The sequence below is a fragment of the Stenotrophomonas maltophilia group sp. P373 genome, assembly GCF_053295075.1.
This window is the reverse complement of record NZ_CM129994.1, coordinates 3817949-3842085: the sequence shown is the minus strand read 5'-3', so window position 1 is coordinate 3842085 and position 24137 is coordinate 3817949. Positions and strand designations below refer to the sequence as shown.

The following is a 24137-nucleotide window of genomic DNA, read 5'->3' as shown; positions in this document are numbered from 1 at the left end:
GCAACACCGTCGATCGCGCTGGCATGTCGCCAGCGCGATCACGGCGCGTGCCGCCGGTCAGAACCGCGCGGTCATGCTCAGGAAGTAGCTGCGCCCGGCGACGAAGTAGTCGGTGGAGCCTTCCGCATACAGCTTCTTGTCGGCCAGGTTGCTGACGCCACCGCGCAGGGTCAGCACTTCGTTGACGTTCCATGCCGCGGTCAGGTCATACAGCGTATAGGCCTTGAGGAAGGTCGTGGCGGTGCCGGTCTGCCTGCCGGTGTACTGCGCCGACAGGCTGCCGGAAAACACCGTGCTGGGCGCCCAGTCCAGCGACGAATAGCCGGAGAACTCCGGTGTATCGATCAGGTTGCGGCCGGTGGTCAGGTTCCTGGCTTCCTTCATCCAGGTCGCCGAGGTGCGCCAGCGCCACTGCTCGCCGAAGCGGACGTTGAGGTTGCCTTCCATGCCGCGGGTGCGCGCGCGCTGTACGTTGTTCATGCGCGTCCACCAGATGCCGTTGAACCGGCCCAGCGGTGCGTACTCGATCTTGTTCCGGAAGTCGGTGTGGAAATAGGTCACGCCGACATCGATCAGGTCATTGTCGAAGCTGATGCCGATCTCGCGGTTGGTGCTGGTCTCCGGATCCAGGTCCGGGTTGCCGGCCATGTAGCACCCGCCACGGGTGTAGCCCAGCGGAATCAGCGAGGTGCAGCCGCGGCCCCCGGACTGGGTAGCGGCACTGGCCGAGTTCTCGGTCAGGCTGGGCGCACGGAAGCCCTTGGAGACGCCACCGCGGATCGTCCACTGTTCGGCAGGGTGCCAGACCAGGTACGCACGCGGGCTGACGTGGCCGCCGAACTGCTCGTGATGGTCCAGGCGCGCGCCCACGGTCAGGGCCAGGGTGCGGTGCAGTTTCAGCTCGTCCTCGGCAAACAGCGCCCAGGTGTCCACGTCCAGAGTGGAGCCGCTGACCGCGTTGCCGGCATAGTCGATCGGCGCGCGGCCGATGGTGTCGGTGTTGGTCAGCTCCTGCCGCTTCCATTGGCCGCCTACGGCGAACTGGTGTTCAACGCCGAGGGTGAACGGCGTGGTCAGGCTGCCCTCGATGATCGTATCGGTGGCTTCGGAACGGCCGGCAGCACCGATGTCGTTCCTGTACTCGGTCCAGTACGCACTGATCTTCGAATTGCCGAAGCGCCACTTGCCATTGTGGTTGAGCGCCAGCGAGCTGCGCTTGAGCTCACTGGCACCCCAGGCACCTTCGTCCTGCTTTTCCAGCGACGCATCGATGAAGGCCTGCTGCACGCCGTGCCCGGCTTCCAGCGACAGTTCCTGTGCGTCGCTCAGCTTCCACTGCAGCAACGCATCGACATTGCGGTCCTTTTCGCCCGCGTAGGCATTGCCGGAGACACCGCCGTTGGAGCGGTCCGAATCGCGGCGCATGCTGTTGGCACCGATGCGCAGGCCGAAGCGTTCGCCCAGCGGCCCGGAGAACGTGGCGCCGATCTGCTGGGTATCGCCGCGCTTGCCGTCAGCCGGGCGGGTGTAGCTGTGGGTGGCGCTGCCGTTCCATTCGTCGCCGATGCGCCGGGTGATGATGTTGATCACCCCGCCCATCGCATCGGAGCCATACAGCGACGACATCGGCCCGCGCACCACTTCGATGCGCTCGATCTGGTCCGGCGAGATCCAGTTCAGGTCCTGGCGGCCGAGGTCGGGGCGATAGTTGGTCGAGGCCGAGCTGCCCATGCGCTTGCCGTCCACCAGCACCAGCGTGTAGTTGGACGGCATGCCACGCAGCTTGATCTTGGACTGCTCGCCGACGGCGCTGAGGCCGCCGGTCACGCCCGGTACGCGGCTGAGCAGGGCGGCCAGGTCCGGTACCGGCTGGCGCTCGATGTCCTCACGAGTGATCACGCTGATGCTGGCCGGGGCATCCTTGATCCACTGCTGGCTGCCTGAAGCCGTGACCACCACGGTATCCAGGTCCTTGGTGGAGGCATCGGCGGCGGCCTCTGCGGCGGCCAGGCCGGGCAGGGCCAGCAGGCAGACGGTGGCAAGGCGGGTGCGCGGCAGGCGCGCGGAACGGGAACGGGACGACAGGGACATGACGGCTTCCATGGGAGGTGGGGTGACCCGGTGGAAGCAGCAGGCGCAGGCAGACAGCAGGCAGCCCCCCCTTCCGTGGGTCGTCGGGTGCGCGGTCTGGACCGGCGCAGCTGGGTGGGTCGCGGCCGCGCGGAAGACGGTGACCTGCCTGGTTGATTAAATGATAACCGTTCGCGTTTGTTACGATCCAGTACCGGGGGCGATGCAGTGACATCTGGCCACGCCCTGGCGTGATCGCCTGCTATTTGCTGAATGGGGACAAATCCCGGTGTAGACCTTCGCACCCGGCTTACATTCTGGGCCCTAGACTGGGCCGCATTTTCGATTCCGCCCCGTTGGAGATCGTGTGGGTTCCGGTAGTGACAGACATCGACTGTGCGGCGTGAGGCCGACACAGCCAGGACAAGTGCGGGCGCCGGGAAAGCGCGCCGGGAACCTTGGTGCATGCAGCCCGGCCGGGATGGCCGGCCGTGCCGACGGCGCGGAGTAAGCGACGATGGGGGTGCAGACCATCCATGCGGAAGCAGGAACGCCCCGGCTCGATGCCGGCTGGGCGCTGCTGCCCGCTGAATCGCCGTTGCCGATGCCCGAACAGACCCTGCGCGAAGGCGCACTGAAGGTCCGGCGGCATCGCACCTCGCCGCGCCTGATCGGCCTGCGCCGGCTGTACCTGTTTGGTGGCACGCTCGGCATGACCGCCGTGGCTACGCGGATGATGTGGCGGGTGCTGTCGGCCAATGGCATCAGCGTGCTCGAAGCCTGCCTGCTGGTGCTGTTCGTCGGCCTGTTTGCCTGGATCGCGCTCTCCTTTGCCAGCGCCCTGGCCGGCTTCCTGACCGCTGTGTTCGACCGGGGCTATCGCCTGGGCATCGACCCGGACAAGCCGTTGCCGGCCGTGCACAGCCGTACCGCGCTGTTGATGCCGACCTACAACGAAGACCCGCGCCGCCTGCTGGCGGGCCTGCAGGCGATCTACGAGTCGGTGGCGGCCACCGGCCAGCTCGACCGCTTCGACTTCTTCGTGCTCAGCGACACCCGCCGCGAGGACATCGCCGCTGCCGAGGAACAGGTGTTCGCCGAGCTGCGCGAGCGTGTGCCGGAGGGGCAGACGCGCCTGTTCTATCGTCGCCGTGGTGACAACAGCGGGCGCAAGGCCGGCAACATCGCCGACTGGGTCCGCCGCTTCGGCGGTGCCTACCCGCAGATGCTGATCCTTGACGCCGACAGCCTGATGACCGGCGACAGCATCGTGCGCCTGGTGGCCGGCATGGAACACAACGCCGACGTCGGACTGATCCAGACCCTGCCGTCGGTGATCGGCGGCCGCACCCTGTTCGCGCGCATGCAGCAGTTCGGTGGCCGCGTGTACGGGCCGGTGATCGCCCGCGGCGTGGCCTGGTGGCACGGCGCCGAGAGCAACTACTGGGGCCACAACGCCATCATTCGCACCCGCGCCTTCGCCGACCACGCCGGCCTGCCGGCGCTGCCGGGGCGCAAGCCGTTCGGCGGCCACGTGCTCAGCCACGATTTCGTCGAAGCGGCGCTGATGCGTCGTGGCGGCTGGGCCGCGCACATGGTGCCCTACCTCGGTGGCAGTTACGAGGAAGGCCCGCCGACGCTGACCGACCTGCTGGTGCGCGACCGGCGCTGGTGCCAGGGCAACCTGCAGCACGGCAAGGTGGTCGGCAGCCGCGGGCTGCACTGGATCAGCCGCACGCACATGCTGATCGGCATCGGCCACTATTTCACCGCACCGATGTGGGCGATGCTGATGCTGATCGGCATCGCCATCCCGCTGTTCCAGGAAGGCATCGATTTCAACGCCCTGCTGCACCTGTCGCCCAGCGTGTACTGGCGCGCACAGGATGAAGAGCAGGTGGTGCGCCTGTTCGCCGCCACCATGGCGGTGCTGCTGCTGCCCAAGGTGCTCGGCTACCTGGCAATGCTGCTGGACCCGGTCGACCGCCGCGGTTGTGGCGGTCCGATCCGTGCCTTCGTATCGATGCTGGTGGAAACCGTGCTCGCCGCGCTGATGGCGCCGGTGGTGATGTACGTGCAGTCACGCGGCGTGGCCGAAGTGTTGTCCGGGCGCGATTCCGGCTGGGACGCGCAGCAGCGTGACGACGGCGGCATCTCATGGATGGCGTTGATCCGTGGCTACGGTGGCCTGGGTGTGTTCGGCGCCTTCATGGGCGTGCTGGCCTGGGCGGTATCGCCGTCGCTGGCGGCCTGGATGGCGCCGGTGGTGATCGGCATGGTTCTGGCCGTTCCGGTGGTGGCGCTGACCTCCTCGCGCGGCCCCGGTGCTTTCCTGCATCGCCTCGGCCTGCTCGATATCCCCGAAGAGAACATCCCGCCACCGGTGCTGGTACGCGCCGCGCAGCTGCGGCGGGAAGCGGCCGAGCAACCGCCGCTGTACTGATTGCCCCGCGCCAGCGGCATAATGCGGCTCGAACTTGAAGGAGCCGCATCATGCTGCAAACGGTGGAACAGGAAACCGGCGCCTCGCCGCAGTGGTCGGTGATCTGGTTGCACGGCCTCGGCGCCGACGGCCATGATTTCGCGCCGATCGTGCCGGAACTGGTGCGGCCGCACTGGCCGGCGCTGCGCTTCGTGTTCCCGCACGCACCCGTGCGGCCGATCACGATCAACAACGGCGTGCCGATGCGCGGCTGGTACGACATCGTGGGCATGGACTTCCGTTCGCGCGCCGACATGGCCGGCGTGCAGGAATCGGTGGTGCAGCTGGACGCACTGATCGCGCGCGAGATCGAGCGCGGCATCGCGCCGGAGAAGATCTTCCTGGCAGGCTTCTCGCAGGGTGGGGCGATCATCCTGACGGCCGCGCTCTCGCGTACCGCACCGCTGGCCGGCCTGATCGCGCTGTCCACCTATCTGCCCGAAGCCGACAGCGCCACGCGTGTTGACGGCGCGGTGCAGGTGCCGGTGTTCATGGCCCATGGCAGTGGCGACCCGGTGATCCCTCAGGCCGTCGCAGCGCACAGCGCGCAGGCGCTGCATACGCTGGGCCTGGATGTGGCGTGGCACAGTTACCCAATGGCCCACCAGGTCTGTGCCGAGGAGATCCAGGCACTGGGTGACTGGCTGCAGGAACGCCTGGGCGCCGCCTGAGCCATGTCGCCGGCCAGCACACCGCCGTGGATGCCGGAACTGTGCCGCCTGCCACGGCTGGCGGCGATGCTCGGCCTGGCCGAGCTGGTGGTGGTGGTACTGGCGCTGGCGCCGGACGGCAGCCGTCACTGGACCTTCGGCGAACTGCTGTCGGCCAGCGGATTCGCGCTGTGGCTGGCGCTGGCGGTGACCGCCAGCCTTTGCCTGCTGCGGCAGACCCTGTCGCGGCTGCCGCCGGTGCTGGGCGCCATTGCGGCGACCGTGCTGGCAACCCTGATCGCGGTGGTCTGCGCCGGCATCGTGCACGCGCTGTACGCGGTGCTGGGCGACAGCTTCGCCAGCGGCATCAGCTTCTGGCGTTTCACCCTCGGCAGCGCGGCAACCACGGCGCTGATCGCCGCGCTGGCGCTGCGCTACTTCTACGTAAGCGATCGCTGGGCCGCGCAGGTGCAGGCCAACGCGCGCGCGCAGGCCGACGCGCTGCAGGCGCGTATCCGCCCGCATTTCCTGTTCAACAGCATGAACCTGATCGCCAGCCTGCTGCATCGTGACCCGGCAGTCGCCGAGCGCGCGGTGCTGGACCTGTCCGATCTGTTCCGTGCCGCGCTGGGGGCGGGCGAGGGCGATTCCACCCTTCGCGACGAATGCGAGCTGGCCGAGCGCTACCTGTCGATCGAATCGCTGCGCCTGGGTGAACGCCTGCAGGTGCGTTGGCAGCGCGACGAGCCGCTGCCATGGGACCTGCCCTTGCCAAGGCTGGTACTGCAGCCGCTGGTGGAAAACGCGGTGCTGCATGGCATCTCGCGCCTGCCCGACGGCGGCACCATCGAACTGCAGCTGGCGCGCGAGGGCAATGAACTGCAGATCCGCGTACGCAACCCGGCACCCGATCCGCAGGCGCCGGGGCTGGCGCTGGCACGCGGCGCCGGTCATGCCCAGCACAGCATCGGCCATCGGCTGGCCTGGCGCTTCGGCAGCACCGCGCGGATGACGGCTGGCTGGAGCGAGGGCTACTATGCCTGCCAGGTGACAGTGCCGATCCAGTGAGGGAACGATCGTGAGGGTAGTCATCGCCGACGACGAACCGCTGGCGCGCGAGCGCCTGCGCAGCCTGTTGGCGGCACAGGACGGCGTGGACGTGGTGGCCGAGGCCGGCAACGGTGAGCAGGCCCTGCACGCGTGCGCGGAGCTGCAGCCGGACCTGGTCCTGCTGGATATCGCGATGCCCGGGCTGGATGGCCTGGAAGCGGCCCGCCACCTGGCCAGCTTCGAACCTCGGCCTGCGGTGGTGTTCTGCACCGCCTACGATGCGCATGCGCTGTCGGCGTTCGAGGCTGCAGCGATCGACTACCTGATGAAGCCAGTGCGTGCCGAACGGTTGGCGGCGGCGATCGCACGTGCGCGCACGTTCCTGGCCGGCCGCGATGGCCGGCCGCAGGAGCACAGCGGGCAGCAGGCACGCAGCGTGCTGTGCGCACGCCTGCGCGGCAGCCTGCGCCTGATTCCGCTGGACGATATCCACTACCTGCAGGCCGAGGAGAAGTACGTGGTGGTGCACCACGCGCGCGGCGAGGACCTGATCGAGGAATCGCTGAAGTCGCTGGAAGAAGAGTTCGCCAGCCGTTTCATCCGCATCCATCGCAACTGCCTGGTGGCACGCCACGAGCTGGTGGAGCTGCGTCGAGGCTCGGGCGGGCAGGTGCAGGCGGTATTGCGGCATGGCAAGCAGCCGCTGGAAGTCAGCCGCCGGTGCGTGGCGACGCTGAAGCAGGAACTGCGGCACTTGTGAGAGTTCCGCGCGGCCTGCGGCCGCGACTGCTGTGAAATCAACAGCAACAGCAACAGCAACAGCGGGTTGTCGGCTCTGTGTTGTTGCGTGTTGGGTGAGGCGGGATGGGCGGGCGGGACACGCCGTAAACCCATCCATGGGGGCTCGATGGCGCCATCCATGGCGCCAACGGTCCCGCCCGCCCATCCCGCCTCACCCTCGCGAATTTCCCGGTGACGGACGGCAAAGGCATTGTTGTTATCGAGGGGGGAAGAGGGGTCAGATCCCTTTTCCTGCGGAAAAGGGATCTGACCCCGGAAGCCGCCGGCTGTTGCCTTTGTTTCTGCACTCTTTTTTTTTGATCTTCCGTGGCTGGCGCACACGGAACCTGTCAAAGGCCGGGTGGGGTGGGTTCGCGGGGGTGTCCGCGGCATGGATGCCGCGGCCAAGCCTCCACGGACGGATTCACGGCGTCCCCCGCGAACCCACCCCGCCCGGCCAAGCGCGATAGATCCAGCCGATGCACCAGCCACGAGGGGCTCCGCCGTTGGCCGTATCCGCGCCGAAGGCGCGATAATGACCGGATGGAAACTGTCCGCATCGCTACCCGCAAGAGCCCGCTCGCCCTCTGGCAGAGCGAACACGTCGCCGACCGCCTGCGCCAGGCCCACCCCGGCCTGCACGTGGAACTGGTGCCGATGAGCACCCGCGGTGACGAGGTGCTGGACCGCTCGCTGGCCGCCATCGGTGGCAAGGGCCTGTTCCTGAAGGAACTGGAGCTGGCCATGCTGCGGGGTGAGGCCGACTGCGCCGTGCACTCGCTGAAGGATGTGCCGATGGAACTGGACGCGCCCTTCGCACTGCCGGCGATGCTGACCCGGCACGACCCGGCCGATGGTTTCGTCTCCAATCTGTACGCCTCGCTGGACGCGCTGCCGATCGGCGCGCGGGTCGGCACCTCGTCGCTGCGCCGCCAGGCCCAGCTGCGCGCGCTGCGCCCGGACCTGGAGCTGCTGGACCTGCGTGGCAACGTCAACACCCGCCTGGCCAAGCTCGACAACGGTGGCTACGACGCCATCGTGCTGGCCGTGGCCGGCCTGGAGCGCCTGGGCCTGGGCGAGCGCATCGTCGCGCGCCTGCAGCCGCCACAATGGCTGCCGGCGCCGGCGCAGGGCGCGGTGGCGGTAGAGTGCGACGGAGGCAACACGCGCCTGATGGCGCTGTTCGCCACGCTTGATGACGCCGCCACGCGCGCCTGCGTGGAAGCCGAGCGGGCCATGAACCGCGCGCTGCATGGCAGCTGCCACGTGCCGGTGGCGGCGATCGCGCAGTGGCAGGGCGACGACCTGCACCTGCAGGGCCTGGTCGGCAGCGCCAGTGACGGCCGCGCCGTGCGTGCCGAAGCGGTGGGTCCGGCCCGCGATCCGGAAGCGCTGGGCCAGCAGGTGGCGAAGCTGCTGCTGGACGATGGTGCTGGCGAACTGCTGAACGTCTGAGGCACCGCAGGTAGTGCCGGCCGCTGGCCGGCAACCTCATGCCGCCGATTGAACGCTGTTGCCGGCCAGCGGCCGGCACTACCGAAATGAAGAACGGGCGCCTTGGCGCCCGTTTCTTATTTGAACTTGTAGACCACGTTCATCGTGGTCAGCGTATCGGTCTTGCGCTTGTCGACAGCGACGTCGCTGTTGTAACGCGCCTGCCAGCCGGCCTTCAGCGCCAGGTGCTCGTTCATGCTCACCGAGACACCGAAGTCGTTCTGGCCGAAGGTGTTGTACGAACCGGACTCGACCAGCAGCGTGTTCACCAGGTCGGTGTTGTCGGTCAGCGAGTACTTCAGGTCGAACAGGCCACGGCCGATCATGCCGGTACGGGTGCGGTCATCCTCGGTGCTGTGGGTACGGCGCACGCCGGGGCCGATCTGCGCGTCGAACGAAAAGCGCTCGGTGTTCCACAGTCGGGTGCCGTAACCCAGACCGAACGAGCTCTGGCGGTCGTAGGTGGCGAAGTCGTCGCGCTCGGTACGCACCGTGGCCGTCAGCTGGCGGTGCTCGCCCAGCTGCAGCGCGCTGCCCGCACTGCCGGTGTAGCGGTTGGCGGTGGTGTTGCTGCGGCGGGTGGTGGTGCCGTCGTCATTGGTCTCGGTCACCTTGGAGCTGGAGCGCAGGCCGAACAGGTCCATGCTGTGCACCCAGTCGCCGTCGGTGTAGCGCAGGCGCAGGCGGCCGTTGAAGCTCTCGGTGCTGCTGTTGCCGCGTGCCGAGGCAAAGCCGAGCTCGCCGCCGCTGCCACTCCACGGCGAGGACATCGCCGCCAGTTCGGAGGCATCCTGCGCGTATGCGAGCGGCGCACACAGCAGCAGGGGGATCAGCAGGGACACGCGCAGGGACATCGAGGCTTCTCCGGAACGGTTAACAGCCGGTGATGATACTGGAAGCGTGATGGCGGTCCGAATCGATCCAAAGCGTGCTTCAGCGAACGTTGCCGCGATCGCCTATTCAGGGCAGATCGACACGCAATGCGGGGTCGTTGAAGCGCGAATAGCGCAGGCGCAGCTGGAAGCTGCGGCCATTGCTGCTGCCGCTGCGCACGATCTGGCGTGGCAGGCCCTGGGCATCCACCCAGTACTCCAGGCGTTCGCCGGGCTGGTTGCCGCGCAGCCGGTAGTGACGGGTCTTGACCCCGTCCAGCGCCTGGCTGCCGAGATCTTCGGCCTTCAGGTCGGCGGGCAGGGCGTCGGCCGGCAGCGGGTTGCGCCACTGCTCGAGCAGGCCGGGCGGGGCCGGCACCTGGCGGATCGCACCGTCGGCCTGCAGGAACAGGGTGTCGCCGATGATGGTCTGCGGCCCGGCCGGGGTCTCCACCCGGAAACGGTCGGGTGCAACGAAGTCCATGGCGCTGCGTATCCGCTGCGGCGCGCCCAGCACTTCCAGTTCGGCGTGGAAGCTGCGCAGGGCGGCGAAACGCTGGCTGGCGCCCAGCACCGCCTGTGCCGGATCGGCGGCAGGTACCGGGGCCTCGGTGCCCGCCGGCGCCGGCGCGCGATCGCAGGCGGCCAGCAGCAGGCAGGCCAGCAGGGACAGGGCAGGCAACCGGCGCATCGGGCATTCCATGGGGTGGGGGCGACCACGATAGCCCAAACGTCCCACACAAGACCCGCGACTCGGACATAATCGGGGGTATGGACCGATACGAACGCATCACCGCCCTGCATCGTCTGCTCAAGTCCGCGCGCTATCCGGTGACGGTGGCGACCCTGCAGGACAAGCTCGGTTGTTCCCGTGCCACCGTCTACCGCGACCTGGCCTTCCTGCGCGATGCGCTGATGGCACCGATCGAGGGCGACGGCGAGGCCGGCTTCCGCTACCAGGCCGACGAGAGCGATCGCTTCGAGCTGCCCGGCCTTTGGCTCAGCTCGGAGGAGCTGCATGCCCTGCTGGCCTCGCAGCACCTGCTGGCGCGCACCGGCGGTGGCGTGCTGTCGTCGGTGCTGGCCCCGCTGCAGCAGCGCATCGAGAGCCTGTTGGCAGCCCAGGCCGGTGTCTCCAGCTGGCCGGTCGACCGCGTGCGGGTGATTCCGCACCGTGGCCGCAAGTTCGATGAAGGCAGCTTCCGCAGCGTGGCCTCGGCGGTGCTGGAGCGCCGCCAGCTGGCGTTCGAGTACCGCGCCCGCTCCACCGACGAGCCGACCAAGCGCACCGTCTCGCCGCAGCGCCTGACCCATTATCGCGACAACTGGTACCTGGATGCCTGGGACCATGACCGCGAGGCGCTGCGCAGTTTCGCGGTGGACCGCATCCACAAGGCACGGGTAATCGACAGTGCCGCCCGCGATGTCGCCGACAGCGAGCTGGACGAGCAGCTCGGCGCCAGCTATGGCATTTTTTCGGGTGCGCCGAAGGGCTGGGCGACCATCCTGTTCAGCGCCAAGGCTGCGCGCTGGGTGGCCGACGAGCACTGGCATTCCAAGCAGCAGGGTCGTTTCCTGGCCGATGGCCGCTACGAACTGAAGGTGCCGTACAGCGTCTCGCGAGAGTTGCTGATGGACGTGCTGCACTATGGTTCGGATGCCGAGATCATCGAGCCGATCATGCTGCGCGAGCAGGCCAAGGCGCTGCTTGAGCTGGCCCTGAGCAACTACGAAAAATCCTGACACTCCCCCCCCGAGAACCCCGTCCCCCATGAAGAAGACCCTGTTGCTGTCCCTGCTCGCCGCTGCGCTGGCCCTGACCGCCTGCGGCAAGTCCGGCGAGCCCTCGCAGAAGCTGGTGGTGGCCGCCACGGCCGTGCCGCATGCCGAGATCCTCGAGGTAGTCAAGCCGATCCTCAAGCAGGAAGGCGTGGACCTGGACGTGCGCGTATTCAACGACTACGTGCAGCCCAACGACCAGCTGGTGCAGAAGCAGGTGGACGCCAACTACTTCCAGACCGAGCCGTACCTGGATGCCTACAACCGCGACCGCAAGACCGACCTGGTGAAGGTGATCGGCGTGCACATCGAGCCGTTCGGTGCGTACTCGCGCAAGGTCAAGTCGCTGGCCGAGCTGCGCGACGGTGCCGACGTGGTGATCCCGAACGATCCGAGCAACAACAGCCGCGCGCTGATCCTGCTGCACAAGGCCGGCGTGATCGAGCTGAAGGACCCGGCCAACGCGCTGTCGACCCAGCGTGACATCACCGCCAACCCGAAGAACCTGAAGTTCCGCGAGCTGGACTCGGCGATGCTGCCGCGCGTGCTGGACCAGGTCGATCTGGCCCTGATCAACACCAACTATGCGCTGGACGCCGGCCTCAACCCGACCAAGGATGCGCTGGCGATCGAGAGCAAGGATTCGCCGTACGTGAACTTCCTGGTCGCGCGCCCGGACAACAAGGACGACGCCCGTGTGCAGAAGCTGGCCAAGGCCCTGACCAGCCCGCAGGTGAAGGCCTTCATCGAGAGCAAGTACAAGGGCGCGGTGCTGCCGGCGTTCTGATTGCGGCTGATCTGTTGATTTGAATGGTGGGTGTCGACCTTGGTCGACACTGCCTTTCCTGTAGAGCCGAGCCCACGCTCGGCTCTGCTGCTTCCGGCATTTCACCAACGGCAGCCGAGCATCGCTCGGCTCTTCCGTGTCACTCCACGTGCCGCAGCAGGGCAGGGCATTGCAGTTTCAATCGACGTGGAAGGCGAGGGTGGCGGCAACTGCCTGCTGCCATCCCGCATACAGCTTCTCGCGCCGCGACACCTCCATCTGTGGCTCGAAGCGCCGGTCCAGGCCCCACTGTGCAGCGATCTGTTCGCGGCTTGACCAGAACCCGACGGCCAGGCCGGCCAGATAGGCCGCACCGAGCGCGGTGGTTTCGGTCAACCGCGGCCGCAGCAGCGGCACACCGAGGATGTCTGCCTGGAAGCCGGCCAGGAAGTCGTTGCCGATCGCACCGCCATCAGCGCGCAGCTCGGTCAGTGCGATGCCCGCATCGGACTGCATGGCATCGAGCACGTCGCGGGTCTGGTAGGCCATCGCTTCCAGCGCGGCGCGCACGAAATGCGCCTTGCCCGTGCCACGGGTCAAGCCAAACATCGCACCGCGCACATCACTGCGCCAATAGGGCGCACCCAGGCCGACAAACGCCGGCACCAGATAGGCGCCGCCGCTGTCGGGCACCTGCGCGGCCAGTGCCTGGCTGTCGCTGGCGCGTTCGATCATGCGCAGTCCGTCGCGCAGCCACTGCACCACCGAGCCGGCGATGAAGATCGAGCCTTCCAGCGCATACTCCACGCGCCCGTCCAGGCCCCAGGCAATGGTGGTCAGCAGGCCGTTGCGCGACCGTACCGCCTGCGCGCCGGTATGCATCAACATGAAGCAACCGGTGCCATAGGTGTTCTTGACCATGCCCGGCTGGAAACAGGCCTGGCCGAACAGTGCCGCCTGCTGGTCACCGGCGATGCCGGCGATCGGGATCGGGTGGTCGAAGAAGAACTGCGGCCGGGTGTGTGCGTACACCGCACTGGAGTCGCGCACCTGCGGCAGCATCGCGCGCGGGATGTCGAGCAGGGCCAGCAGATCGTCATCCCAGTCCAGCGTGTGGATGTTGAACAACAGCGTGCGCGCCGCGTTGCTGTAGTCGGTCACATGCGCCTGGCCGCCGCTGAGGTTCCACACCAGCCAGCTGTCGATGGTGCCAAACAGCAGCTCGCCACGTTCGGCGCGCTGCTGCGCACCTTCCACGTGGTCGAGGATCCAGCGCACCTTGGTCGCAGAAAAATAGGCATCGATCAGCAGGCCGGTCCGCTCGCGGATCAGCGCTTCATGGCCTTCGGACTTCAGTCGTTCACAGATGGCGTGGCTCTGCCGCGATTGCCAGACGATGGCGTTGTGGATCGGCTGGCCGGTGGCACGGTCCCAGACCACGGTGGTTTCGCGCTGGTTGGTGATGCCCAGTGCGGCGATATGGCGCGGGTCGATCTGCCCGCGACTGAGCAGTTCGGTCAGCGTGGCATAGACGCTGGTGAGGATCTCGCGCGGGTCATGCTCGACCCAGCCGGGTTGCGGGAAGATCTGCGCGAACTCGCGTTGCGCGCTGCCGATGATGTCGCCGGCACGGTCGAACAGGATCGCGCGCGAACTGGTGGTGCCCTGGTCGATGGCCAGCACGTAGCGGGGCGTCATGCAGCGTCTCCGGTAGAGCAGTCAGGGTAACTTACCTTTCTCTCTGTAGAGCCGAGCCATGCTCGGCTGCATTTGCACAACGCAGCCGAGCATGGCTCGGCTCTACAGCGTGGAGTGTTCGATCCACGCCTGCAGCCGTGTCACCTGCGCAGCGTCCAGCCGCAACCCCAGCTTGCTCCTTCGCCACAGCACGTCCTCGGCAGTGCGCGCCCACTCTTGCTCGCGCAGAAAGGCCACTTCCCGGGCATGCAGGCCGCCGCCAAACGCCTCGCCAAGATCGTGCAGGCCCCGTACACCCTGCAGCAGTTCCGCGCTGCGACTGCCATAGGCCCCGGCCCAGCGTCGCGCGATACCTGCGGGCAACCAGGGTGCCGATACCTGCAGATGCGCGCCCGCCTGCGCGGCGTCGCCCCAGTCGCTGCCTGGCAGCGGGTCTCCGTTTGCTGTCCACGCCGCTCCCATCTGCGGCAGGGCGGACCGCAGCAGCTCCAGCGCTTCCTCGGCCAAGACCCGGTAGGTGGTCAGCTTGCCGCCCAGCACATGCAGCGCCGGTGCCGGGTCCACCTGCAGCTGCAGGCGGTAATCGCGGCTGAGTCTTGCCGCGCGCGGATCGGGATCAGCCAGCAGCGGGCGGACACCGGCGAACTGCCAGACCACATCTTCCGGCGCGATGGGTTCATGCAGGTAGCGATTGGCCGCTTCGCACAGGTACGCCACCTCTGAAGGCAGCACGCTGCAGCGCGCCGGGTCGCCGCGATAGTCGGTGTCGGTGGTGCCAACCAGCAGGTGGTCGTGGGCGAAGGGCAACAGGAACACCACGCGTCCATCGGGTTGCTGCAGCAGGCACGCGCTGTCATCGGGCCAGGGCCGGCGCAGGACGATGTGGCTGCCTTGTACCAGCCGCAGCGCGGGGCCGCCACTGCGTGCCTCCATCCGTTCCAGCAGGCCGCCGGCCCACGGCCCTGCCGCATTGGCGACGGCGCGCGCGGTCACCTGCTGCTGGCCATCAGCGGATTCCAGCACCGCCTGCCACCGGCCCTGCAAGGGCTGCAGGTCGATGCAGCGGCTGCGCACACGCACCTGTGCGCCCCGCTGCGCGGCATCCAGGGCGTTGAGCAGCACCAGTCGCGCGTCATCGACCTGCGCGTCGGCGTAGCTGAAGGCCTGCCGCAGATCCGGGGAAAGCCAGGGGCCGAGCGGATCGCGCTGAAGGTCCAGGGCGCGCGAGGCGGGAAATGCCGGGCTGCGACGGCCCAGGTGGTCATACAGCCACAGTCCCGCGCGTAGCATCCAGCGTGGGCGCAGATGGGGTTCCCACGGCAGCACGAAGCGCAATGGATGGACCAGATGGGGCGCCTGCCGGCGTACCACCTCGCGTTCGCCCAGCGCCTTGCGCACCAGCCCGAGCTCGCCCTGTTCCAGGTAGCGCAGGCCGCCGTGGATCAGCTTGCTGCTGGCGCTGGAAGTATGCGCGGCAAGGTCGTGCTGCTCGCACAGCAGCACGCGCAGGCCGCGGCCGCTGGCGTCACGGGCGATGCCGGCACCGTTGATGCCGCCACCGATCACCAGCAGGTCGACGTCGTCCATCGTGTCTCCGCGTCCTGTGTCTGTAGAGCCGAGCCGCGCCACCATTGACCGTGGGCGCCATTGAACGTAACGCATCGCAATGCGCGCGGAGCCCGCCGCTCGACTCGGGATAGGGGGCTTGGCTCGACTCTACAAAAAGGCAGTCGAGCATGGGCTCGACTCTACAGAACGCCGGTGACGGAAACGACGACGGGCCCCGAAGGGCCCGTCGCGTTGCATCAGTGAAGCAGGTGCAGCCTGGATCAGAAGCGGGCGCCGATGCCGAAGCCGACGGTCCACGGATCCATCTTGGCTTCGCCGATCTTCTCGCCGCCAACCTTGATGTCCGGGCGGGCGCGCATGTAGCGGGCGTCAGCACGGGCGAACCAGGTGGAGTTGATGTTCATGTCGACGCCGACGGTGCCGATCACGCCCTTGGCATCCTTGAAGCGGATGTCGGTGTCAGCGCCGTTGCCCAGCTTCTCGTTGCTGAAGCTCGACTGGTAGTAGCCGACGCCCACGAACGGACGGAACACGTTGTCAGCCTGGCCGAAGTGGTACTGGCCGCTCAGCGCGACCGGCTGCTGCTCGACCGAGCCGAGGCGGGCGTTGTTCGGGCCCTTGAACTTGTTGTCGAACTTGTCGGCGGCGCCCCACAGTTCAACGGCCCAGTTGTCGTTGATGTAGTAGCTGAAGCTGACGGTCGGCGCCGGGCCACCATCGGTCTTCTTCACGCCGGAGATCGGGTCGTTCTTCGGTTCCAGCAGCGAGATGCCGCCAACAACGGCAAAATGCTTGCCCGACGCGGTGTCGGTGCTGCTGCTGTCCTGGGCGAAAGCGGCCGGCGCGAAGGCGGCGGAGGTCAGCAGGGCGAGACTCAGGATACGGATGGAGCGCATGGGGGTATCTCCTAATGTTTCTTGTTTTGGGCCCCCGGTTGCGGGGCGAGCACACCGTAGTCGCCCCAACATGAATCGAATCCGACGCACGTTAAAAAATAGTTTTCCTTGTTCAGCGACGGGTACGGAACGCCTGTATTCATGGGGTTTCTGGCGCTCGGGGACATTCATGCAGTTGGAGAAGATGTGAGCACAGCAACGTTGTGCATTGGCCTGCAAGCGCAGGTGAACCTGGAGTGCCGGGTGCTGCTGCTGGGCTCGATGCCGGGCGTGGCGTCCCTGCAGGAGCAGCGCTATTACGCCCATCCGCGCAACCGCTTCTGGCCGCTGATGGCCGACATCTGTGGTTTCGACGCGGATCTGGCCTACGCCGCGCGGCTGCAGGCATTGAATGCCGCGGGCATCGGTCTGTGGGATGTGATCGGTCGCTGCGAGCGCCGAGGCAGCCTGGACGCGGACATCGTGCGTGGCACGGAAGTGGCCAATGCACTGCCGGAACTGATCGCCACGTTGCCTGAGCTGACGCTGATCGGCTGCAATGGCGCTGCATCATGGCAGGCGTTCCAGCGCTGGGTGCTGCCGCAGCTGGAGGCCCCGCCACAGGTGGTTGCATTGCCCTCGACCAGCCCGGCCAATGCGGCGTGGTCGTTGCCGCGCCTGCGCCAGGCCTGGCAGCCGGTTGCAGACGCACTGGCGACATGAAGCGGACATCGTCCGGACAATACGCTACCGACTGGTCGCGGCCGGGACCCGTGGGCAACAGCCTGTCCCGGCTGCGTGCGTACTGAAAACACCTGTAACGGTTGGCGCTGGACCCCGCTGGCCGCACAATAGACGTTTCCCTACACCAGATTGCCGGAGTTATCCCCATGGCCGAAATCAAGGAAGCACTTGTCCCCGATATCGGTGACTACAGCGATATCCCGGTAATCGAGGTGCTTGTCGCCGTCGGCGACACGGTCAAGAAGGACCAGGGCCTGGTGACGCTGGAAAGCGACAAGGCGACGATGGAAGTGCCGTCCTCGGTGGCAGGCGTGGTCAAGGAACTGAAGGTCAAGGTGGGCGACAGCCTGTCCGAAGGCAAGGTCGTGGCGCTGATCGAAGTGGCCGAAGGCGAAGCCGCCGCGCCGGCCGCCGCCGCACCGGCACCGGCCAAGTCCGCTGCCCCGGCTGCCGCCACCCAGAGCGCGCCGGCCCCGGCCGCCGCTGCGGCGGCCGCTCCGGCCACTCCGGCCGCCAGCGGTGGCGCAGTGGAAGCGCTGGTGCCGGACATCGGCGACTACGCCGGCATCCCGGTCATCGAAGTGCTGGTCGCCGTCGGCGACACGGTCAAGAAGGACCAGGGTCTGGTCACGCTGGAAAGCGACAAGGCCACGATGGAGGTGCCGTCGTCAGTGGCCGGTGTGGTCAAGGAGATCAAGGTCAAGGTGGGCGACACCCTGTCGCAGGGTGCCGTGGTCGCCATCATCGAGGCCGAGGGTGCTGCGGCGCCGGCCCCGAGCAAGGCCGCCGCTGCTGCTGCCCCGGCTGCCGCCGAGACCGCCACCAAGGTCGAGCCGGTCGCTGTGCCGGCACAGCCGGACAAGCTGGCGGCGCGCGAGATCGCTTCGGCCGGCACCCCGTCCAGCCCGCCGGTGCAGTTCAACGCCGATGGCGTGCTGCCGGCCAAGGTGCCGTACGCCACCCCGGCGGTGCGCGTGTTCGCCCGCGAGCTGGGCGTGGACCTGCTGCAGATCAACGGCACCGAGAAGGGGGGCCGCATCACCAAGGCTGACGTGCAGAAGTTCGTCAAGGCCGCACTCAGTGGTGGTGTGCCAGCAGCTGCCGGTGGCGCCGTCGCCGCCGGTGGTGGCCTGAACCTGCTGCCGTGGCCGAAGGTCGACTTCAGCAAGTTCGGCGAGACCGAAGTCCAGCCGCTGTCGCGCATCAAGAAGATCTCCGGCGCGAACCTGGCCCGCAACTGGGCGATGATCCCGCACGTCACCCAGTTCGAACAGGCCGACATCACCGACCTGGAAGGCCTGCGCGTGGCGCTGAACAAGGAAAACGAGAAGGCCGGCATCAAGCTGACCATGCTTGCCTTCCTGATCAAGGCCAGCGCCGCGGCGCTGAAGAAGTTCCCGGAATTCAACGCCTCGCTCGACGCCAGCGGTGAGAACCTGACCCTGAAGAAGTACTTCCACATCGGCTTTGCCGCCGATACGCCGAACGGCCTGGTCGTGCCGGTCATCCGCGACGTGGACAAGAAGGGCGTGGTGCAGATCGCGCAGGAAACCGGCGAGCTGGCCAAGAAGGCGCGCGACGGCAAGCTGGGCCCGGCCGACATGAGCGGCGGCTGCTTCTCGATCAGCTCGCTGGGCGGCATTGGCGGCACCGCGTTCACTCCGATCGTCAATGCACCGGAAGTGGCCATCCTGGGCGTGTCCAAGTCCTCCATCCAGCCGGTCTGGAATGGCAAGGAGTTCGCGCCGAAGTTGATGCTGCCGCTGTCGCTGAGCTACGACCACCGCGTCATCGACGGCGCCCTGGCCGCACGCTTCACCACGTACCTGTCGCAGGTGCTGGCCGACATGCGCCGCGTGCTGCTGTAAGGCATCGCTTCGCCCCCACCGTGCGGCCGCTGCCCCTGGCGCGGCCGCGTGAACAGATGCAGTGACAGCCCGCCGGCCATGCCGGCCGGGCACAAGGAAAACCACCATGGCCACGATTGAAGTCAAGGTTCCCGACATCGGCGATTACAGCGATGTTCCGGTGATCGAAGTGTTGGTCGCCGTCGGCGACACGGTGAAGAAGGACCAGGGCCTGGTGACCCTGGAGTCGGACAAGGCCACCCTGGAAGTGCCGTCCTCGGCGGCCGGCGTGGTCAAGGAGATCAAGGTCAAGCTGGGCGATACCCTGTCCGAAGGCGCCGTGGTCGTGGTGCTGGACGCTGAAGGCGCCGCCGATGCCCCGGCCAAGGCCGCTGCGCCGGCTCCGGCTGCGGCCGCTCCGGCCAGCAAGCCGCCGGTGACCCCCTCGCACCGCGCCCCGGCCGAGCCGGTTGCACCGAAGCCGGCGCTGTCCAGTGGCAAGCCGGCCGACATCGAGTGCGAAATGGTCGTGCTGGGCTCCGGCCCGGGCGGCTACACCGCCGCCTTCCGCGCCGCCGACGTCGGCCTGGATACGGTGCTGGTCGAGCGCTACGCCAGCCTCGGCGGCGTCTGCCTCAACGTCGGTTGCATTCCGTCCAAGGCGCTGCTGCACGCTGCCGCGGTGATCGACGAAGTGGCCCACGCCGGCGATTTCGGCGTCGAGTTCGGCAAGCCGACCATCACCCTGGACAAGCTGCGCCAGTACAAGGAAAAGGTCGTCAACCAGCTGACCAAGGGCCTGGCCGGCATGGCCAAGCAGCGCAAGGTCCGCAACGTGCAGGGCGTCGGCAGGTTCCTCTCGGCCAACGAACTGGAGATCACCGCCGCAGACGGCAGCACCCAGCTGCTGCGCTTCCAGAAGTGCATCATTGCCGCTGGTTCGCAGGCGGTGAAGCTGCCGAACTTCCCGTGGGACGACAAGCGCGTGATGGATTCCACCGACGCGCTGGAGCTGGCCGAAGTGCCGGGCTCGCTGCTGGTCGTCGGCGGCGGCATCATCGGCCTGGAAATGGCCACTGTGTACAGCGCACTGGGCAGCAAGGTCACCGTGGTCGAGTTCATGGACCAGCTGATGCCGGGCGCCGACAAGGACCTGGTCAAGCCGCTGGCCGACCGCCTGAAGAAGCAGGGCATCGAAGTGCACCTGAAGACCAAGGCCTCGGGCGTCACCGCCGATGCCAAGGGCATCACCGTGACCTTCGAGGCGGCCGAGGAAGGCCAGGCACCGGCGCTGGCGCAGGGCACTTTCGACCGTGTTCTGGTGGCCGTCGGGCGTTCGCCGAACGGCAAGAAGATCGATGCCGAGAAGGCCGGTGTGCAGGTCACCGAGCGTGGCTTCATCCCGGTTGATCGCCAGATGCGCACCAACGTGCCGCACATCTTTGCCATCGGCGACATCGTCGGCAACCCGATGCTGGCGCACAAGGCAACGCACGAAGGCAAGCTGGCGGCTGAAGTGGCTGCTGGCCACAAGAAGGAGTGGGTCGCCCGTGTGATTCCGTCGGTGGCCTACACCAACCCGGAAATCGCCTGGGTGGGCGTGACCGAGACCGAAGCCAAGGCCAAGGGCCTGAAGGTCGGCGTGGCCAAGTTCCCGTGGGCCGCCAGCGGCCGCGCGATCGGCATCGGTCGCACCGAGGGCTTCACCAAGCTGATCTTCGATGAGGAGACCCACCGCATCATCGGCGGCGCGATCGTCGGCGTGCATGCCGGTGACCTGCTGGCCGAGATCGGCCTGGCGATCGAGATGGGTGCCGAAGCCGAAGACATCGGCCACACCATCCATGCGCACCCGACACTGAGCGAATCGGTGGCGATGGCCTCGGAAATCTACGACGGCACGATCACCGATCTGTACATGCCGAAGAAGAAGTAAGGCGCCTGCGCCGTTCCAAATGAAAAGCCCCGGCATTTGCCGGGGTTTTTTTGTTGAGCCTCGATCACTCTCTTTGCGAGCGTTCGGGCCGCAGCGCGGGTAGTCGAGAGCCACTGCCTGGGCCGCCTGGATGCCTGACACGCGGAGGGAGCGGGGGCTGGGTGCGAAGTAAAGGAGGAGGTGACGGCCGCAGGCCGGCGCCGGGGGACATTCGCAGCCAGCCCCCGCTCCCTCCAGCGCTCGACCACGCCTGCGTCTACGGCAACTGCCACCGTGAAGGTCTGGGCTGCTGCGCAGGTGGCAGGCGTCTGGACAAATGTCCCCCGTCGTCCGCCTGCGGTGGTCGCCTCCTCCTTTGCTTTGTCCAGACGCCGGCCACCCACGCAGCGGCTCGGCTTGCGGACAGTCCAGAGCCACTGCCTGGGCCGCCTGGATGCCTGACACGCGGGGGGCAGAGGGGCTTGCGTGCGAAGTAAAGGAGGAGGTGACGGCCGCAGGCCGGCGCCGGGGGACATTCGCACGCAAGCCCCTCTGCCCCCCGCGCTCGACCAACCCGCTTCTGCTTGACCGTGCAATCAAAAAAGCGCGGCCCCGATGTTCCGGAGGCCGCGCCAGGAGAGAGAGTGCCGTGGAAGGGGCGGGTGTCAGAACACGAAGCTGACGCCGGCCACCGGGCCCTTGAACTCCTGCTTCAGGCCGATGGTGCCGTCGCTGCCCTTCTTGTCCGCATCGAGCTTGAACCAGTCGTAGCCGGCGAACACACCGAAGTTCCTGGTGAAGCGGTAATCGACGATGGCGTTGGCGCGGCTCAGATCGCCCTTGTAGTCATCGAAGCTGCCCCAGCGCGTGTTGAGGTACTGGCCCTGCAGGGTGATCATCCACTTCTCGGACGGGGTGAAGCTCAATCGCGCACCGACCACCGGCGCCACGCCGTCGGTCTTCTCGTTGAGGAACTGGCCTTCGTACACGGTGCCGAGGTCGGCGTAGGCCTTGGTGCTGACCTTGGCGTACTCGGCACCCAGCTGCAGGCCGAGGTCGAACGTATCGGTGTCCACCACCGAGTAGTCATAGACCAGGCTGGCCACCTGGTACTTCAGTTCGCCCTTGACGAAGCTGCCGGACGGCACGTTGACGTCACCGAAGGAGATGTCCTGGCCGAGGGTCTCGCGGCGGTCCTTGTCGTACTTGAAATAGTTGAACAGCAGGCGCTGGCGGTTGCTGATGCGGAACATGCCGTCAATGCGCGGCTCCCACTCCTTGCCACCCAGCTTGAAGTCCTCGGAGAAGCCGATGTCCTGCCCGGCGACATTGGTCTTGCCGCGGAGCGTGTTGTCCGAGTCGATGTTCATCGCACCCAGGCGCAGGGCAAAGCGGTCGTCGCCTTCGGCGGCGTGGGCAGCGGTGGCGAACGAGGCGCCGGCGGCGATCAGGGAGAGAGCGAGCAGGGTGGGTACGGGGCGCATCGAAGAGTCCTTGCAGTGGTTCATCAGAATGAAGACCACTGTGCCGGACAGGCCCGTCCACCATCCGTGAACGTATGGTCCACGGCATGTGCACGGTTCAGTGCTGTCGCGACGATGCAAAAAGATGGCCCCGGAGACGGGCTTCGGGGCCATCGTGGGACCTGCGGGGTGGAGCCGACGAGGATGCTGCAGGCAGGTCGAAAGATCGGACCCGCGCATCCGGCGAAAGTTCCTCGCCTGCGACCAAAGTTCAATACTGCGGTGCAGCATCATGCGGACGTCATTGTCCCCCGGGTGGTACGCAAAAATGTAACCGTTACCGCAACTTGCGGCTTCCCGGGATGAACAGGCAGCGGTTGTCTCGCAAATTGTCCCATTGCTATAATTTGGCGGCTCGATGAGGCCCCCCTGCTGTAGCCGCCTCAGCCTTCCACTTGCAACCACGCGGGACGTCCTGTGCTGAACTCCGTTGATGCGGGTCGGCGACTGATGCTGCGCGCCGCGGTCTACCCGCTGGCCGCGGTCGCTGTCCTGGCCCTGGCCTTCCTGCTGGTCGGTCCGAAATATGCCCTCGGCGCGCTGGCGTCCGGTGTGGCCATTTCGGCCGGTGGCTGGGTGGCGGCAAGGATGGCGCTGGGGGGTGGTGCGGTGGCCGCAGGATCGGCGATGGCTCGCCTGATCATTGCGATCGTGGCCAAGTGGGTCGTGGTTTTCGGCGTCCTGCTGGTGGGGTTCCTGGTCTTCAAGCTGCCTGCATTGGCGCTGTTGGCCGGTATCGCCGTCGGCTTGATGTTCCAGGTCCTGGCGATGGCCAGGCGTTGACAGAATTCAATTAACTGAAGGTTCCGGACACATGGCGGGCGAGGCTCTAACCCCTACCAGCTACATCCAGCATCACCTGCACAACCTGACCGCGCCGGTCGGCAAGGGTGAGGGTATGTTCTGGCATATCCACGTCGATACCTTCCTCACCGCGGTCCTGATGGGCCTGGTGATCGTTGTCGCGTTCTGGCTGGGCACCCGCAAGGCCACCGCCGGCGTGCCGGGCAAGTGGCAGGCCTTCGTCGAGATCTGCCTGGAGTTCGTCGACCGCCAGGCCAAGGACACCTACCACGGCAAGAGCAAGCTGGTCACGCCGATCGCCATCACCATCTTCTTCTGGATTCTGCTGATGAATCTGCTGAAGATGATCCCGGCCGATTTCATCGCCAAGCCGCTGGAATGGGCGGGCGTGCACTACTGGAAGCCGGTCCCGACCGCTGACGTCAATGCCACCCTGGGCATGGCCATCAGCGTGTTCTTCCTGATGCTGTTCTTCGCACTGAAGTCGAAGGGCCTGGGCGGCTTCATCAAGGAATTCCTGACGGCGCCGTTCGGCAAGTGGATGATGCCGTTCAACCTGATCCTCAACATCGTCGAGTGGCTGAGCAAGCCGATCTCGCTGGCGATGCGACTGTTCGGCAACATGTTCGGCGGCGAAATCGTGTTCCTGCTGATCTGGGTGCTGGGTGGTGCCGGTTTCTTCGGTGCCATTGCCGGTGGTGTGTTCGGCCTCGGCTGGATGCTGTTCCACCTGCTGGTGATCCCGCTGCAGGCCTTCATCTTCATGATGCTGTCGATCGTGTACCTGAGCCTGTCGGAAGACGCTCACTGAGTTTCAAGCTTCAACGCGTTTCAACCTTCATCCGTTTCATCACCCTTAGCAACTTAAGTTCCTGGAGATAACCATGTACTTCGCCGTCCTGACCAACTTCGCGCAGATTCAGAGCTCCACCGCCCTTGCCGTCGGCATCATGATCGGCCTGGCCGCGCTGGGCGCCGGTCTGGGTCTGGCCATCATGGCTGGTAAGTTCCTGGAGTCGGCCGCCCGCCAGCCGGAACTGATCCCGGTCCTGCAGGTCCGCATGTTCATCACCGCCGGCCTGATCGACGCCGCGTTCATCATCTCGGTCGCCGTTGGCCTGCTGCTGGCCTTCGCCAACCCGCTGTCGGCTGCCTTCGCTGGCGCCGTCACCAAGGCTCTGGCCGGCTGATACAGCGGTTTGAGACGACCGGGTGCTGA

The 24137-nt window shown here is 66.9% G+C and carries 20 protein-coding genes; 13 read left to right on the top strand and 7 right to left on the bottom strand.

Annotation, left to right across the window (positions count from 1 at the left end; all coding sequences use genetic code 11):
- Positions 1-57 precede the first annotated feature (57 nt).
- Positions 58-2091: a TonB-dependent receptor domain-containing protein gene (locus ACSYHF_RS17690; protein WP_447575857.1), complete on the bottom strand. Its 2034-nt coding sequence runs from the start codon at positions 2089-2091 to the stop codon at positions 58-60.
- A gap of 496 nt (positions 2092-2587) precedes the next feature.
- Here ACSYHF_RS17690 and mdoH point away from each other — a divergent pair, with 496 nt between their 5' ends.
- The 5 genes from mdoH to hemC all read left to right on the top strand — a co-directional run bounded on the left by mdoH (position 2588) and on the right by hemC (position 8487).
- The gene (mdoH, locus tag ACSYHF_RS17685; protein ID WP_005419550.1) at positions 2588-4513 is read left to right on the top strand and encodes a glucans biosynthesis glucosyltransferase MdoH; all 1926 of its coding nucleotides are present in this window, start codon (positions 2588-2590) and stop codon (positions 4511-4513) included.
- A gap of 50 nt (positions 4514-4563) precedes the next feature.
- Complete coding sequence (locus ACSYHF_RS17680) at positions 4564-5223, top strand: alpha/beta hydrolase (RefSeq protein WP_111128044.1); 660 nt, start codon at positions 4564-4566, stop codon at positions 5221-5223.
- 3 nt (positions 5224-5226) lie between these two features.
- Positions 5227-6270, top strand: a complete 1044-nt coding sequence (locus tag ACSYHF_RS17675) for a sensor histidine kinase (RefSeq protein ID WP_005419547.1) — start codon at positions 5227-5229, stop codon at positions 6268-6270.
- 10 nt (positions 6271-6280) lie between these two features.
- Complete coding sequence (locus tag ACSYHF_RS17670; RefSeq protein WP_053497027.1) at positions 6281-7012, top strand: LytR/AlgR family response regulator transcription factor; 732 nt, start codon at positions 6281-6283, stop codon at positions 7010-7012.
- Positions 7013-7575: 563 nt separating this feature from the next.
- The gene (hemC, locus tag ACSYHF_RS17665) at positions 7576-8487 is read left to right on the top strand and encodes a hydroxymethylbilane synthase (RefSeq protein WP_061479896.1); all 912 of its coding nucleotides are present in this window, start codon (positions 7576-7578) and stop codon (positions 8485-8487) included.
- A 116-nt stretch (positions 8488-8603) separates the two neighbouring features.
- Here hemC and ACSYHF_RS17660 read toward each other — a convergent pair whose 3' ends face one another.
- Positions 8604-9380 (bottom strand): DUF481 domain-containing protein, encoded by a 777-nt coding sequence (locus ACSYHF_RS17660; RefSeq protein WP_049413237.1) that lies wholly within the window; start codon positions 9378-9380, stop codon positions 8604-8606.
- A gap of 106 nt (positions 9381-9486) precedes the next feature.
- The gene (locus ACSYHF_RS17655) at positions 9487-10089 is read right to left on the bottom strand and encodes a LolA family protein (RefSeq protein WP_111127543.1); all 603 of its coding nucleotides are present in this window, start codon (positions 10087-10089) and stop codon (positions 9487-9489) included.
- A gap of 80 nt (positions 10090-10169) precedes the next feature.
- Here ACSYHF_RS17655 and ACSYHF_RS17650 point away from each other — a divergent pair, with 80 nt between their 5' ends.
- Both ACSYHF_RS17650 and ACSYHF_RS17645 read left to right on the top strand, forming a co-directional pair.
- Positions 10170-11141, top strand: a complete 972-nt coding sequence (locus ACSYHF_RS17650; RefSeq protein ID WP_005419539.1) for a helix-turn-helix transcriptional regulator — start codon at positions 10170-10172, stop codon at positions 11139-11141.
- 28 nt (positions 11142-11169) lie between these two features.
- Positions 11170-11964 carry a MetQ/NlpA family ABC transporter substrate-binding protein gene (locus ACSYHF_RS17645; protein ID WP_053500668.1) on the top strand — a complete coding sequence of 265 codons (795 nt, stop codon included), beginning with the start codon at positions 11170-11172 and terminating at the stop codon, positions 11962-11964.
- A 177-nt stretch (positions 11965-12141) separates the two neighbouring features.
- Here ACSYHF_RS17645 and glpK read toward each other — a convergent pair whose 3' ends face one another.
- The 3 genes from glpK to ACSYHF_RS17630 form a co-directional block, all read right to left on the bottom strand.
- Complete coding sequence (gene glpK / locus ACSYHF_RS17640) at positions 12142-13641, bottom strand: glycerol kinase GlpK (protein ID WP_065178005.1); 1500 nt, start codon at positions 13639-13641, stop codon at positions 12142-12144.
- Between the two features lie 102 nt (positions 13642-13743).
- Positions 13744-15228 carry a glycerol-3-phosphate dehydrogenase gene (gene glpD / locus ACSYHF_RS17635; RefSeq protein ID WP_134956068.1) on the bottom strand — a complete coding sequence of 495 codons (1485 nt, stop codon included), beginning with the start codon at positions 15226-15228 and terminating at the stop codon, positions 13744-13746.
- Positions 15229-15470: 242 nt separating this feature from the next.
- Positions 15471-16106, bottom strand: coding sequence for an OmpW/AlkL family protein (locus tag ACSYHF_RS17630; RefSeq protein WP_005419535.1), 636 nt, complete (start codon positions 16104-16106; stop codon positions 15471-15473).
- 186 nt (positions 16107-16292) lie between these two features.
- On the opposite strand from ACSYHF_RS17630, the gene ACSYHF_RS17625 reads away from it, so the two are divergent.
- From ACSYHF_RS17625 to lpdA, 3 genes are all read left to right on the top strand, one after another.
- Entirely contained in the window at positions 16293-16808 is a 516-nt protein-coding gene (locus ACSYHF_RS17625; RefSeq protein ID WP_111127541.1) for a DNA-deoxyinosine glycosylase, read from the top strand.
- Positions 16809-16975: 167 nt separating this feature from the next.
- The gene (gene aceF, locus ACSYHF_RS17620) at positions 16976-18697 is read left to right on the top strand and encodes a dihydrolipoyllysine-residue acetyltransferase (protein ID WP_447575856.1); all 1722 of its coding nucleotides are present in this window, start codon (positions 16976-16978) and stop codon (positions 18695-18697) included.
- 106 nt (positions 18698-18803) lie between these two features.
- Positions 18804-20612: a dihydrolipoyl dehydrogenase gene (gene lpdA, locus ACSYHF_RS17615; RefSeq protein ID WP_111127537.1), complete on the top strand. Its 1809-nt coding sequence runs from the start codon at positions 18804-18806 to the stop codon at positions 20610-20612.
- Between the two features lie 644 nt (positions 20613-21256).
- Here the strand turns inward: lpdA and ACSYHF_RS17610 are convergent.
- Positions 21257-22075: a hypothetical protein gene (locus ACSYHF_RS17610; RefSeq protein WP_005419516.1), complete on the bottom strand. Its 819-nt coding sequence runs from the start codon at positions 22073-22075 to the stop codon at positions 21257-21259.
- Positions 22076-22531: 456 nt separating this feature from the next.
- Between ACSYHF_RS17610 and ACSYHF_RS17605 the strand changes: the two genes are divergently transcribed.
- The 3 genes from ACSYHF_RS17605 (at position 22532) to atpE (ending at position 24108) form a co-directional block, all read left to right on the top strand.
- Positions 22532-22897 carry a hypothetical protein gene (locus tag ACSYHF_RS17605; protein ID WP_014648497.1) on the top strand — a complete coding sequence of 122 codons (366 nt, stop codon included), beginning with the start codon at positions 22532-22534 and terminating at the stop codon, positions 22895-22897.
- A 31-nt stretch (positions 22898-22928) separates the two neighbouring features.
- Positions 22929-23729, top strand: coding sequence for a F0F1 ATP synthase subunit A (gene atpB / locus ACSYHF_RS17600; protein ID WP_005411134.1), 801 nt, complete (start codon positions 22929-22931; stop codon positions 23727-23729).
- 73 nt (positions 23730-23802) lie between these two features.
- Positions 23803-24108, top strand: a complete 306-nt coding sequence (gene atpE / locus ACSYHF_RS17595; protein WP_005411133.1) for a F0F1 ATP synthase subunit C — start codon at positions 23803-23805, stop codon at positions 24106-24108.
- Positions 24109-24137 lie beyond the last annotated feature (29 nt).